Source organism: Thalassoglobus polymorphus, from assembly GCF_007744255.1.
Taxonomy (GTDB): Bacteria; Planctomycetota; Planctomycetia; order Planctomycetales; family Planctomycetaceae; genus Thalassoglobus; species Thalassoglobus polymorphus.
Window position 1 is genome coordinate 4,622,358 of record NZ_CP036267.1, and the last position, 13,910, is coordinate 4,636,267.

Below are 13,910 nucleotides of genomic sequence, written 5' to 3' on the forward strand. Positions count from 1 at the left end.
ACATTTCAATCCTCACTATTCGTTCATCACTGAAATAATCAACCCTATGGTTGCTAAGGACTTCGCAATGAGAATTGCACTTTGTCTCATCGTATTACTCACAATTTGCTCCACAAGTTTCGCCGACGAAACGATCAAGCCAGCTGATCCAAAGTTAGGTCGCGCGGTCGACTTCTATCAGGATGTCTACCCCATCCTGCAAAGCAAATGTCTGGCGTGCCATAGCGGTGCACTCAAAGAAAATGATCTCGCACTGGAAAGTGCTGAGTCGATTCTCAAAGGAGGAGCCAGTGGCGAATCAGTCGTTCCGGGAAAACCTGAAGAGAGCTACATGTATCTCGTAGCGGCTCGGATTGATGAACCGGTCATGCCTCCGCTCCCGAACAAGGTTCAAGCGAAAGCTCTGACACCTAAAGAGCTCGGAATTCTCAAGCAATGGATCACCGAAGGGGCCAAGGCTGGTGAACGACAAGTTGACAACTCCATCGCCTGGCAACCTGTGCCGGAGTCATACAAAGCCGTTTACAGCCTCGCACTTGGACCAGACAACCGCTTCGTTTACGCAGGACGAGGAAACCGAATCTTCGTCTACGATGTCTACTCCGGTGAAGAGGTCGCACGAATGAGCGACCCGGGTCTCCTCGCACTGCGAGAGGGAGATCAACCGATTTATGGAGCAGGCGTTGCCCACCGAGATTTCGTACACTCACTGGCGATCAGCCCAAACGGACAAACTCTCGCCTCGGGTGGATATCGAAATGTGAAATTGTGGAATCGAGAAGCCCCCGCACCACTGGGAAATCTTGATTTGCCAGCAAAGGTGAAAGCGACAGCTGTCGACACGACAGGAAACTGGGCCGCATTTCTTCTTGAAGATAACCGAATTCAGCTTTGGAATCTGACGAACGGTCAACCCGGTTTAGTGATCGCCGCTGACGATCAGGTGCTACATTCGATTGCATTTGGTCCTGAAGGAAAAACGGTCCTCTCAGGGACAGAGTCAGGAACAATTCGAATTTCCAAAATTGCTGACGGAACAACAACGCTGGGATTAAAAACTCCTTCCGCAATCCACGCGATTGCTTCAATTGGAGAACCAGCACAAATCGTAACCGCCAATCTCGATCACGTCGCACGAATCTGGAATTGGGCCGATGCTCAAAAGCCTGTTGCAGAAGGAGCGGAAGCTCCGAAACCAGCGTTAGAACTCAAAGGACACACTCAACCGATCACCGCAATCGAAGTGTTTGGTGAAAGGAAAGAAGTAGTAACCGGCAGCAAAGATGCAACAGTTCGTGTCTGGAACCTTGCGGACGGAAAGGGACTCTTTAACCAGAACATCGGCGGACCAGTCACAGCGGTCGCGATGTCGTCGGACGGACAGTTCATCGCAGGCAGTGGCGAGAACAAAATCGCCCGGATCTGGGATCGAAAAGGAACCAAACTCGGTGATGTACAAGGGACTCAGGTTCTCACCAGAGATCTTCAACAGAAAACGGACGACCAAACGGTCGCCAAAGCTCAGTTCGCACTCGCGGACAAAGCTCTGAAAGATGCCGAAAAAGACAAAACGCAGCGAGAAGAATCGCTCAAAAGCGCGAATGAACAAAAAGAGAAGGTGACGAAGGAACTCGCTGAAGCTGAGAAAAAAGCGACAGAGGCGAAAGCCAAACTTGACGAAGCCACCAAGTTGCTCGCAGAAAAGCCCGAAGATGCTGCACTGAAGAAGGCTAAAGAGGCTGCAGAGAAGGCGTACCAACCGTTAGAGGATGCACGTAAGAAAGCGATGGACGCAGTAACTTCGGCTACGCGGGCCATCGAACTTTCAACACAATCAGTTGAGACCGCCAAGAAAACTGTTCAGGCGAAGACGCAAGCAAAAACAGACGCCGACAAAAAACAAAAAGCAGCCGATGCAGAACTTGCCAAAGTGAAAGATCTCGTCACCAAAGCGAATCAGGTCATGGCATCAGTCCACTTCTCTCCAAATGGAAAAGTTCTTTACACCTCTGGAGTTGGCCAACCGATCCAATTGTGGAATGTTCCCGATGGCAAGGCGATTGGAGTCACTGCAGTCCCGGTAGAGCAGGTGGCAAAAACGTTACTCACCCCGACCGGAGCAATGATCGTCCTGAATGCGGAAAACAAAGTCAGTTCATGGGACATCTCTCCACGCTGGTCATTGGCTGCAACACTCGGCCCTGATCCGGCGAATGCGTTAGACACCAGCAAATCAAAGTTTGAAGACCGCGTGACGGCACTCGCGTTCAGCCCGGATGGAACTCTCCTCGCAACTGGTGGCGGAGAACCTTCACGAAATGGAGAACTGATGCTCTGGAATGTCGAGTCGCATCAACTCGTTCGTCAAATCCCTGATGCACACAGCGATACAATTTCAGACATCGAATTCTCGCGAGACGGTCAGTTTATCGTAACCGGAGCGTCGGACAAATTTGTGAAAGTGTTCAAGGTCGCAGATGGCTCTCATCTCCGATCTTACGAAGGACACACGGACCACGTTCTCGGCGTGGCTTTCAAAGAGGATCAAAGCAGCCTGGCAAGCGCCGGAGCCGACAATGCGATCAAAATCTGGAATGTCGAAACCGGGGAACAACGAAGAACCATCAGCAACTACGGGAAGCAGGTCACGTCGGTCGACTTTGTCGGCGTGACTGACAACATCATCAGCAGTGGTGGCGATAAAGGTGTGAAGTATCACACTGCAGCGAATGGTCGCAACTACCGCTCATTCGCCGGAAACAATGACTTCGTTTACGTCGCACTCTCTACTGGTGACGAGAGTCTCGTTATCGCTGCCGGAGAAGATGGCGTCGTTCGTGTCTGGAACGGAAAGGATGGAAAGCTGATCGTCAGCTTCGCAGCTCCGGAAGTGAAAACTGAAACCGCACAGCGTTAATGCCGACGATCCGCAATGTTCGTGCTTGCCAACCAGTCGATCAGAATTCTCCCGACGATTGGCGCACTTCCATCGGACAAATCCTGGTCGCAATCGATACCGACAACGGTCTTACTGGTTTCGGCGTTGGAGGAGGTGGACGTGCGGGGCTGCACGTTATTGACACGGTCCTCAAGGACCTGCTGATCGGGCGACCTGTTGAAACGGTCGAAGACCACTGGAAGAACCTGAGCAATGCTATCCTGCCGTTTGGGCCGGAAGGGATTGCAACGATGGCCCTGAGTGGCCTCGATCTTGCACTTTGGGACATACGTGGGAAACTTGCAAACCAGCCGATTGCTACCCTTCTCAACTCCGAGGTAAATCTCGCTCAACCAATTCCAATCTATCAAACCGTTTGGGAAAACGTCCCCGAGGATGTGGCGCAGGGAAATTGCAGCGTCAAGCTTCACTTGGGTGAATCGACTTCCAAAGGTCTCTCGACGTCAAAGCTGGTCGACCAACTTGTCAAGAAAGTCGAGCGAGCAAGGGAAGCCATCGGTCCGAACCGCAAGTTGATGGTCGATGCCTGGATGAAATGGGATCTCGAAACGACATTACGATTCGCAGCTCAAGCAGAGCCGTATCGACTGGAGTGGATTGAAGAGCCTCTTCCACTCAACGACCGCGACGGATATGCGACTCTTTCAAGGGAATGTCCAATTCCAATCGCAGGCGGGGAACATGTTTTCACTGCGAATCAATTCCAAAGCATTATCGAACATCGGTTACAGACAATCCTGCAACCAGATGTTTGCTGGGTCGGCGGGCTGACGGAGCTCGTGAAAATTTATGAAATGGCGAAGCAGCCGGGGTTCCGAGTGATTCCGCACCGTGGTGCGGAACTCTGGAGTTTACACGCAATCGCAGCCTTGAGTGAACAACCGCTTGCGGAATCGGGGCGTCCCTGGATGAGTTGGGTTGGGGGACAACCGAAAGTGACGCAAGGAACGATCCAACTTTTGAAACGTCCCGGGCTTGGTGTTGATATTGATGAAAGTCTCTTCTCAGCGAAAACAACAATTCAGCTCTGAACACTATGCTTACTCAGCTTGATGCCCGCATGCTTAAATCACAAAGAGCATCGCGAAAATCACCGCAAGAATTCCAAGCAGTGCCGTCCAGATGTACCAGTCGGGCTTTCCCACAAGAGGATTTGTAGAGCGGATGATGTACTCGTGACAAATGGGACACATCTCGCAGTCTTCGTACACATCTGCCCCGCAGTTCGGACAAGTCACCGAGAACGTCTCGTCAGGATCGGTCTCGACATAATCCTCGTAGTCGTCATCTTCCCAGTTCATCTTGTTGTTATACTCCAGATCATGGGACGTCACGCATTGTTAAACTAACTCTCGCAGACCACGTAATGTCATGGTGACTTCTCTTCTCGTTTTCCTTCGTTCCACCAGATGGAGATCCATGGAGAGAAGTCGATATCACGGGGCTCGAAGTGACCAACTGCGATGTCCAGATCGTTATCGCCGTCGAAATCACCCAGTTCGAGACAGGCGTGCTGAGCGACACCTGACTCAAGATTGTGACGAACAAATTGCTTCCCTTCGACCTGTTCGAGCCAAATCAACGAATAAAATGGATGCTCAAAACTGAGTGCCATTGAGGAGGCCACAAGATCAATGTCACCATCTCCATCCAAGTCGCCCGCTTTCACACAATATGCACCGGGCATCCTGGTGACCTCATGATGAACAAATTTCAGATCGTCTGTCTGTTCCAGCCACTGCACTGAGTGATACGGTTTCAGTAGGCTGCTGTCGAGGCTGTCACCATTGGTGTAGATGATATCCCAGTCATCATCGTTATCGAGATCGACAACATCGATCGAAGAGGACCCATAGCTGGGATCGTCCGCTGTGAAAAGAACTTTGTTCTCGAAATTCCCCGAGCCGTCGTTCAAGTAAACTTCCACAGATTCATATGCCTGAGAGAACAAGACAACGATATCCAAATCACCATCGTCGTCGATATCAATTATCGGAACATGGCTGGCCCCGTGGCGGTCACTCAGGACGTGCTCTTTAAACTGAAGCTCGCCATCTTTGGGCGGGAGTTGCTCAAGCCAGACAAGCTTTCCAGTCTCTCGCCAACCAAAAACGGCTACGGCAATATCCAGATCGCCATCTCCATCAAAATCTGCGGATCGAGCATCGGAGACCCGACCAACTCCGTCGTAGATAACGGTCGATTTAATTTCTCCTCCGTCAAGGGGAATTTCCATCCAGCCTAAAAGTCCGTTACTGTGATCTGAAGCATCGGAACTTCCCAAGTCGGAGATAATCCAGTCGCGAACCCCATTCCCGTCCAGATCGCCGGGATGTGCATGTGCCGGATTCGAGAGCCCCCCAACTGTTTCGACTTTAGGTTTGCCATTGTGTAAATAAAACTGAGAGATATGCCCTTGCAGCATATCTGTGACCATCAGTTTTTCAGAAGCCTTGTCGGTTCCATAGTCTGCATACATGTGCGAGATCCCTGGGAGAGGGGCATCGATACGGTCAAAGCTCGCCTCAACAAAGACAATCGGTCCGGACGGGACGACTTTTTGCGCAAGTGGAATTGGAAAATCTTCAGACGAAAGATTTTCATAGTAAGAGACAACAGCTTCCAGATCTGGAGGAACTAAATCCGTGCGTCCGGACTTCTCGTAAAATTGGTATCCCTGCTCGACTTCTGCTCTCCACATACTCACCGGAAACGTGTCTGGATGAGGAAAAGCATGACAATCGGCACAAAAGCGAACCACCTCTGTATGAGATGCTGGCGGAACTGATTTTTTCTTTCCGGCTGAATTACTTCCTTTTCTAGAACATCCAAGACAACTCACGAGCAGAACCAGGACTAGAAATTTAGTCGCTTTAAAAGAACGAAGCATCAACAAGGACCCCGACAATGGAGAAAACTGGCCGCGCGCATTGGGTGGTAGTATGGCTAACGTCTCACAAAAGCGAAATGCTCAGACAACAAGATCTCTTCAGAGTGCTCCAGCAATCATCAGGGCACTTCTTGAGCCTGTCTTGAGCGTCGACGACACCATCATGAATTCATAGACTGCACACCACGATTCAGAACCGGAACACCGATTCGAAAGATGCACCTCGATGTTTCTTCTCATCCTTGTTGCCCTCCAATTGTGCTTCGGAATGACACTTGGAACAAATTTTCTGAAAAGCCTTTCGAATGATGTCCCCACACCATCGGGGCGAATTCCCAGGCTTGTTCGTCGCGACGAAGAGCCGAAGACGTTTTGGATTTCAATTGCAATTCAGATTCTTGCAGGCCTCCTGCTGGTTCTCTTGCATTCAGGTTGAAGCCGGTCGCCTCAAGCCAGTCACCCAGGGAATCTGGCGCCTCAATTTCTGATGATGGCCTGCGATGTGATGGCATCCTTGGGGTCTGCTCTTTAAGATGAGAATGACACTTCACCAACAGGAAATTTTTTAATGTTTGCAACACGCCTCGCCGTACTCTCCTCCCTTTGCCTGCCTCTTTTTTGCTCCATTGCATTTGCAGATCAAGCTCCCCGTACCGGGCTGTTTGTGGAGGGTTATTTTGATCAGCTGAGTTATACCGCTGAAGAGAAAGTTGGCTTGCATCTCTCTTCGAGTGCTGAGCAAATTTCGATGACCGTGGAGCGAGTTGGTCCGAAGAACGAGCAAGTCTTCGCGCACGATGGAATCATCGGGAAGGTTTACCCGATTCCTGACCGGGCTTCTTCTGATGGCTGCAACTGGCCGGTCGCTTTCGAGTTTCCAGTCTCCAAGGATTGGCGTTCCGGGTACTATCAAGTCACTCTGACCGGAAAGAAAGCGGGCAAAGAGAAACCGGCACGGGCAGTCCTGTTCTTCGTTGTTCGTTCTTCAAATCCTGGTCAAGAAACCAAAATTCTTCTTCAGCTCTCCACAAACACATACAACGCATACACTAACTGGGGCGGGCACAGTTTGTACTCCTATCATGACCGAGACGGGCTTCAAGGTCATCGTGTTTCTTTCAACCGACCAATCAATTCACAATTCAACAACTGGGAATTGCATTTCGTTCGCTGGGCGGAATCGAACGGGTATACGCTCGACTATGCAGTCAACAGCGATCTGGAATTCCATCCGGAAATCCTCAAGCACTACAACTTAGTGTTGAGCGTAGGTCACGATGAATACTGGTCCTCACCAATGCGAGACCATCTGGAAGAGTACATCGCAAAGGGTGGAAATGTCGCTTTCTTTAGTGGAAACACCTGTTGCTGGCAAGTTCGCAGCGAAGAGAATGGTCGCGCACTCACCAGTTGGAAACAGGTCTACCAGCTTGATCCACTCTATCGGACGAGCGACCATAAACTGCTCAGCACAGCCTGGAGCCATCATCTTGTTCAACGACCAGAGAACCAACTGACTGGCGTCGGTTTTCTTTGGGGCGGTTACCATCGCAGCCACGGTCAATTCATGGAGGGTCCAGCTTCATACGAAGTTCATCGGCCAGAACACTGGATCTTCGACAAGACCGACATCAAAAAAGGAGAGCGTTTCGGCGGGAAGGATACGATTGTTGGCTACGAATGTGATGGCTGCGAGATGACCTGGAAAGACGGGCTTCCATTTCCGACTCATCGCGACGGAACTCCCGAATCGTTTACGATACTCGGGACGTGTCCGGCTCGCTGGGCACCGGGCGACTCTTACTGGTACGACAAGTTCCCCAAGGACCGCATCGGTGCATCTGTCCTTGGAACCTATACACAAGGAGGAACTGTCTTCACTTCCGGGTCCACCGATTGGGCTCATGGTTTACGTGGCAACGACGCGACCGTTATTCAAATCACCCGAAATATTCTTGACAAGCTGTCTCGGAAACGTGGCGAACCAGTCTCAAAATAAGAGCTGAGAACTCGCTTCTTAATCGCGAATCGAATTCGCTTTCGATACGATTTCAGGAGAATACCGGTCTCGATTTGCATCATCCCCAATGGAACTTCCGAGAATGAACTATTTGTTTCGACTCACTCTGCTTTCGACACTCCTTGTTTGCAATGCCACATTGTTTGCACAAGACAAGCAGACATTGCCCGAAGACTCGAAGTATCATGATGGAGTTCCAAAGGGGGAGATCATTGGGCCTATCAAATGGGAAAGCAAAATCTTCCCGGGGACGGTTCGCGACTATTGGCTATACGTTCCTGAACAGTACAACAAAGAAAAACCGGCGTGCCTTTTCATCGCACAGGACGGCTTGAATCGAGCCAAGGGCTGGCACATTCCGGAGATTCTCGACAACCTGATTCACAAGAACGAAGTCCCAGTGCAAATTGGAATTTTCATCAGCCCCGGAGTCGTTCCTGCTGCCAATTCTAATGCACAAGCCAGGTTCAACCGTAGTTTCGAATACGATGCTTTAGGAGATCGCTACGCGCGTTTTTTGATCGAAGAGATCATCCCCGAAGTCAAAAAGTCTTACAACATTAGCGACGACCCCAATGACCGGGCGATAGCTGGAGCAAGTTCCGGAGCGATTTGTGCCTTCACAGCAGCCTGGGAACGTCCCGATCAGTTTCGACGTGTCCTGAGCACAATTGGGACCTACGTTGGCCTTCGTGGTGGGGACGCTTATCCTGTTTTAATTCGCAAACATGAACCCAAGCCGCTGCGAGTCTTTCTTTCCGATGGCAGAAACGACTTGAACCTGTATGGCGGAGAATGGTTCGTTGCCAATCAGGCAATGCTCTCTGCGCTCGAGTTCTCTGGATACGAAGTCGAACATCGTTGGGGCGACGGTGGTCACAACTCGAAACACGCTGTTCAGATCATGCCGGATGCCATGCGATGGCTCTGGAAAAATTATCCGGAACCCATTCAGGCTGGGACAACCGAGAACCGGCGAACTGACCTCTTGATTCCCAACGAGAACTGGGAAGCCGTCAGCTCCGGGCATCGATTTACCGAAGGTCCGGTCGCAAACGATATGGGAGAACTTTTCTTTACTGACATTCCAAACGGGTCAATCCACAAGATTTCGGCTGATGGAACAGTTTCGACGTTTGCGGAAAACAGTCCGGGTGTGAACGGTTTAATGTTTGGCCCTGATGGCAAACTCTATGCTTGCCAAAACGGAAACAAACAGATTGTCCGTTACACGATGAGTGGAGAAATGGAGGCCGTCTGCAAAGGAGTCGAGAGCAACGATCTTGTTGTGCTGCACGACGGTTCAGGTTACTTCACCGACCCGAACAACAAAAAAGTCTGGCGATTCTCTCCCGATGGAAAAACGAGCGTGGTAGACACCGGAATTGAACGTCCAAACGGTGTGATCGTCTCTCCCGACCAAACGTTACTCACGGTCTCAGATACTGCGGGGCGGTTCACGTATTCATTTCAAATTCAACCGGATGGAAAACTCGCACACAAACAGGCATATGGTCACCTGCACCTTCCGGACTCGACTGGTAATAGCGGGGCAGATGGAATGACGGTCGACACAGAAGGAAGACTCTACGTCACAACTCGTCAGGGATTACAAGTCCTCGATCAACCGGGGCGGGTCCACTTGATCATCGACAAGCCACAAGACGGATGGCTTTCGAACGTTGTCTTTGGCGGAAAAAACTTTGACACACTCTATGTGACCTGTGGAGACAAAGTCTTCAAACGACGTGTCAAAGCGACTGGTGTGCAACCTTGGAAAGCTCCCGTGAAACCACCAAAACCACGATTGTAAACCGTAACGGAATTGAACTTGCGAAAGAGAATGAGCTCACTCTTGCCTGGCATCCTCGTTTCAGGCGAGAGTAACATTCCAGCAATTTTCGAATTAGAGCATTTCCAATGCTTCTCTTGTCCGCGAAGTACGTTTTCACAAGTCCATACGCTGATGCCACGAGACAGTACTGTTAAGACAAATTTTAGATTCGCTCTAGTGTTCGCAAGCTGCCTCGTGGCGAACGGCAGTTTCACTGGCAGTTCGCGTTCTTCACGGGGACATGGTCGAGCAGTTTGCTCTATTCGCCGGGATGAACCCATTCGGTTGTGCCATCGTCCCAGTTTTCTTTTTTCCAGACGGGAACTCTCACCTTGAGTTCGTCGATCAGGAAACGCCCCGCCTCGAATGCATCGACGCGATGTGGACAACTCAAGGCGATGGCAACGCTCGCCTCAGCGAGTTCGAGATGCCCCGTGCGATGAACGACCGCAACTTTTTGAACGGGCCATTTTTCGCAGGCTTCATCAACCAGTTCGTTCATTTTCGCTAATGCCATCTCCGGATAGGCATCGTAATCGAGCGCAACTGTTTTCCGATCACCTGTCAGTTCTCGAACTGTTCCCAGAAATAGAACGATGGCCCCTGACCTTGGTGTGGTTGCAAACTGCGTGAGCGCATTGCTGTCAATCGGTTGATCGGTCAGTTGGACAAGGCGGTCGGATTCGGCAATGGACATAGTTCATCGGGGTTCAGCGGAATTGAAACTTAAGACGGATGACTCACGCCCCGGCTTCAAGCCGAGAGTACTGAAATGATAGCAAACAGACTTCTCAAGTGGATCTACCCACCACTGACAGGAGGGAAGCAGGCAACTTCGGCAGATTCCGGAATGAGTTGATCATCATTCGCATACTCCGCATTGATCGCAACAAAGAGGCTGTCGATGATCGGCTGAAGCTCGGGATACTGCGTTGCAAGTGCTGCTCGGAACTCTCCAACGTTGGTCTTTTCGGGAAGCTCGACAACGACTTCCGATCGACCAGTCAGCTGACTTGCCCGGGCAAATAGTTTCACAGTGATTTGCATTGCTGTTCTACTGCTTGTGATTTCACAACTCAAAGTTTTACGAAACAGAAAGATGGAGACCGGCCCGACTCGACCGGCGATCCTGGCTTCTCTAATCCCTCGTCAACGGCCGCTTCCAGCAGTCCGCTATGTGATCTATGTGATCCATTGATTTATGTGATCAAGGTTCGCTCACGATGATCGGGAGTCAGCTTACGTTGAATCGATGGCATGATCCCATATGCCAATGCGAGAATTTTCAGAGGGTGCAAAGTCGGCAGTGCTGAGTTCTGTTTCATCTGGAACTGACAACTACTGCACTCGCTCGCTCCGAGCATCAGATCTGGTCTTTGCATTTCTGCAATAAGTCCCGCCCCCATTTTAAGTGACAGCTCAAAGTTTTTCGCGCTCATCCCAAATGCGCCTGCCATTCCAGAGCAACCTTTGTCAATTGATTGAACGTTTAAGTCGGGAATGCACTTCAGTAATTCAACCCACGGTGGAGATTCGTTGAGAGCCTTGGTGTGACACGGCGTATGATAGCCGAGAGTCTTTTCCAGCGGATGAAAATCGGTGAGCAGACGGCCCTGCGAATGGAGCGACTGGAAATAAGCTCCGGCATCAACGGTTTGATCCGCCACAACCTGAGTATCGGGATGATCAATCAGACGAGGGTATTCCTGCTTCAAGCAGACTGCGGCTGTCGGCTCGGTACAGACAATCGTTTTCCCCTCGCGTGCAAATTCTCCGAGTATTCCAAGATTGATCTCCGCAAGTTCTCGCGCAGCTTCTAAATCCCCAGCTGAAATCATCGCCATTCCAGAGGCGACTTGATGCCGGGGAATCACGACACCAATATTATTGTGTTCAAGCACTCGCAAAAACGCGTCGCCCAATTCGGGATCGTGGAAGTTCGCATAATGATCCACGAAGTAGACAACTTCGTAAGCCTGTTTTTTCTTGCGATCTTCACGATAACGACCAGCCTGCCAGGTATTCAAAAATCGCCTGTGAGCAAACTTCGGGAGTCGGCGGTACTGAGAAATTCCAAAAAGCTTCTCAACCATCCAACGGCTGATGCGGTTTCCAAGCAACCAGTTCGCAAGTGGTGAAATAGCAACTCCGAGCTTTCCAAAGGAATGAGCTCGGGAGAGAAACCAATCCGACCGTGGAAGTCCACTGGCCGCAACAAACTGTGCTTTCGCCTCGATTGCAAGTGCTGGAATATTCACTTTCGAAGGACATTCCAGTTGGCACTGCTTACAGTTGAAGCAAGAGTCAGCCAGCTCTTTCGCCTGTTCAGTCGAAAACGCTTTTGAATCAATCGAACTTGTGGCCAATGCTCGAATTAAATTGGCTTTGGATCGCGGAGCGTAAACTTCTGATGTCTCTTCATGAAAGAAGGGGCACATCCTGTAAGAAGAATCAAACTGTACACGACAGTTCCCACAACCGTTGCAGCGCAGGGTCTCCTCTTCCAGTTCACCTTCCTTCCACTGAAGTTGCAACGGGATGAGTTCACTACGAGTCTGCTCTGGATCAGGATTGACCCTGAAGTCGCGAATCGTCAAATGAGGATCATCACTGATGATCTTATTGGGATTGAGCAAATTGTGTGGATCGAAAAGCTCTTTGACTTTCTGGAAGACACGATACAACGGACCGTATTGGCTTCGGATGAACGCAGTGCGGGCGAGTCCGTTTCCATGCTCTCCACTGACCGTTCCTCCAAACTCGAAAGCGACCTCGTAAAGGTCTCGCGAAATTTCTTCAATTCGTGAAGCGTTGTCAGAATTTGGAATCGCCAGAAACGGACGGAAGTGAACCTGCCCTGAGGCAGCGTGAGCGTATAAAGATGCTGTCACCCAATGTTTCTGGAAAACCTTTTGAGCTTTAATCAGGAACTGGTGGAGTGATTCCGGCGGAACAGCGATGTCTTCAACGAACGGCAGAGGCCGCGTCTCACCGCGCAAATTGCTGAGTAAAGGAATGACTCGATAAGGCAACGACCACAGAAACTCAACACCTTCTTCATCAAACGCTTCCATTCCCACATGGACGGTTGAGTCGGCATTACGGGCGACGTGAATGATATTCTGCAAGCGGTCTTCAACTTGCCGATTTGAATAGCCCGTCTGCTCAATCAGAACTCCCGCTTCAGCTTGAACCGGGATCAATTTTGCGAATCGTGGATCGGCTTCTCTAGCCAGCGACAGCAGCCTTCGGTCGAGTAAATCACACGCACTCGGCTGCAATCCGGTCATTACTTCAATGGCATCGATTGCTTTTTCAAGATCGCCGAACAGCAATAAGACGGCCCCACGTCGCGATGGAATTGGCGACGTATGCAATGTGGCCTCAGTGAAAATTCCGAGACTCCCTTCAGACCCGACCAGCAGCCGAGGAACATGAATCGCCCTCCCATCCATCACACCACGAAGTTGATACCCCGAGCAATTTCGAACGAGTGACGGCTGATGCTGTCGAATTAACTCTGCATTCTCGTTGAGCAGCATCGCCAATTGATGGACGAGATCGGTCTCCCGCCCAGGCTTCGGAATTGAGAGAGCATCCGCGACCCGCTGAGCTTCAAACTTGAAGCCGTCCGCCAAAACGGTCTCGACACTCTGCACATAATCACGGGTCGAGCCAACTCGAATCGCGTGCGATCCTGCAGCATCGACTGCGATCATACCACCGACGGTGGTCATTGCTGTATTAGAAGGATCAGGTGGAAAGTATCGATCGTGCTGCCGCAAGTGTCGATTGAGTTGATCGCGGACTACTCCTGCTTGAACGCGGACAGTACTTCCATCGACATGAAGAATATTCTTCATGTGTCGGGAGAAGTCAACAACGATACCTCGTCCTAAACACCCACCTGCAACACCAGTCCCAGAGCCCCGTGGGATCAATGGGATGTCGTTCTCATAGGTATAAGCAGCAAGCTTGGAGACATCTTCAGCTGACTTGGGAAATGCAACTCCCAAGGGAAGGATTTGATACAGGCTGCCATCACTGGAGAAAAGTTCGCGCGAAATCGCATCGAAGTGAAGTTCACCGGCGAACTCACCCTTCAAATCATCCAGTATTCTCAGCTGTTGCTCGTCCAATGTTGCTTCGTTTTATTGTATTCCTGAGACGAAAACCAACGACTCCTTCGTTCAGGATGTCGTTTGTT

At 50.6% G+C, this 13,910-nt stretch carries 9 protein-coding genes; 4 read left to right on the forward strand and 5 right to left on the reverse strand.

The window, feature by feature from the left end:
* The first annotated feature begins 67 nt into the window (after nt 1-67).
* Together Mal48_RS16640 and Mal48_RS16645 are read left to right on the forward strand one after the other, a co-directional pair.
* Nucleotides 68-2,917 carry a c-type cytochrome domain-containing protein gene (locus Mal48_RS16640; RefSeq protein WP_197441769.1) on the forward strand — a complete coding sequence of 950 codons (2,850 nt, stop codon included), beginning with the start codon at nt 68-70 and terminating at the stop codon, nt 2,915-2,917.
* Nucleotides 2,917-3,990: a mandelate racemase/muconate lactonizing enzyme family protein gene (locus Mal48_RS16645; RefSeq protein WP_145202064.1), complete on the forward strand. Its 1,074-nt coding sequence runs from the start codon at nt 2,917-2,919 to the stop codon at nt 3,988-3,990. The genes Mal48_RS16640 and Mal48_RS16645 overlap by 1 nt, the downstream gene beginning before the upstream one ends.
* 33 nt (nt 3,991-4,023) lie before the next feature.
* On the opposite strand, the gene Mal48_RS16650 is transcribed toward Mal48_RS16645, so the two are convergent.
* Entirely contained in the window at nt 4,024-4,260 is a 237-nt protein-coding gene (locus tag Mal48_RS16650; RefSeq protein WP_145202067.1) for a hypothetical protein, read from the reverse strand.
* A 68-nt stretch (nt 4,261-4,328) separates the two neighbouring features.
* Nucleotides 4,329-5,660 (reverse strand): FG-GAP repeat domain-containing protein, encoded by a 1,332-nt coding sequence (locus tag Mal48_RS16655; RefSeq protein WP_231740027.1) that lies wholly within the window; start codon nt 5,658-5,660, stop codon nt 4,329-4,331.
* A 757-nt stretch (nt 5,661-6,417) separates the two neighbouring features.
* Here Mal48_RS16655 and Mal48_RS16660 point away from each other — a divergent pair.
* Complete coding sequence (locus Mal48_RS16660) at nt 6,418-7,848, forward strand: N,N-dimethylformamidase beta subunit family domain-containing protein (protein WP_197441771.1); 1,431 nt, start codon at nt 6,418-6,420, stop codon at nt 7,846-7,848.
* Nucleotides 7,849-7,951: 103 nt separating this feature from the next.
* Nucleotides 7,952-9,682, forward strand: coding sequence for an SMP-30/gluconolactonase/LRE family protein (locus Mal48_RS16665; protein ID WP_145202074.1), 1,731 nt, complete (start codon nt 7,952-7,954; stop codon nt 9,680-9,682).
* Nucleotides 9,683-9,962: 280 nt separating this feature from the next.
* Here the strand turns inward: Mal48_RS16665 and Mal48_RS16670 are convergent, their stop codons facing one another.
* The 3 genes from Mal48_RS16670 to Mal48_RS16680 form a co-directional block, all read right to left on the reverse strand.
* Nucleotides 9,963-10,400, reverse strand: coding sequence for a molybdenum cofactor biosynthesis protein MoaE (locus Mal48_RS16670; protein ID WP_145202079.1), 438 nt, complete (start codon nt 10,398-10,400; stop codon nt 9,963-9,965).
* Nucleotides 10,401-10,504: 104 nt separating this feature from the next.
* Nucleotides 10,505-10,750 (reverse strand): molybdopterin converting factor subunit 1, encoded by a 246-nt coding sequence (gene moaD / locus Mal48_RS16675; protein WP_145202082.1) that lies wholly within the window; start codon nt 10,748-10,750, stop codon nt 10,505-10,507.
* Between the two features lie 152 nt (nt 10,751-10,902).
* Nucleotides 10,903-13,842: an anaerobic glycerol-3-phosphate dehydrogenase subunit C gene (locus tag Mal48_RS16680; protein ID WP_145202085.1), complete on the reverse strand. Its 2,940-nt coding sequence runs from the start codon at nt 13,840-13,842 to the stop codon at nt 10,903-10,905.
* Between the last annotated feature and the right edge of the window lie 68 nt (nt 13,843-13,910).

Coding starts and splice junctions, on each gene's coding strand:
- Mal48_RS16640 (WP_197441769.1), top strand. CDS start 68: ATGAGAATTGCACTTTGTCTCATCGTATTACTCACAATTTGCTCCACA.
- Mal48_RS16655 (WP_231740027.1), bottom strand. CDS start 5,660: ATGTGGAGAGCAGAAGTCGAGCAGGGATACCAATTTTACGAGAAGTCC.
- Mal48_RS16660 (WP_197441771.1), top strand. CDS start 6,418: ATGTTTGCAACACGCCTCGCCGTACTCTCCTCCCTTTGCCTGCCTCTT.
- Mal48_RS16670 (WP_145202079.1), bottom strand. CDS start 10,400: ATGTCCATTGCCGAATCCGACCGCCTTGTCCAACTGACCGATCAACCG.
- moaD (WP_145202082.1), bottom strand. CDS start 10,750: ATGCAAATCACTGTGAAACTATTTGCCCGGGCAAGTCAGCTGACTGGT.
- Mal48_RS16650 (WP_145202067.1), bottom strand. CDS start 4,260: ATGAACTGGGAAGATGACGACTACGAGGATTATGTCGAGACCGATCCT.
- Mal48_RS16645 (WP_145202064.1), top strand. CDS start 2,917: ATGCCGACGATCCGCAATGTTCGTGCTTGCCAACCAGTCGATCAGAAT.
- Mal48_RS16665 (WP_145202074.1), top strand. CDS start 7,952: ATGAACTATTTGTTTCGACTCACTCTGCTTTCGACACTCCTTGTTTGC.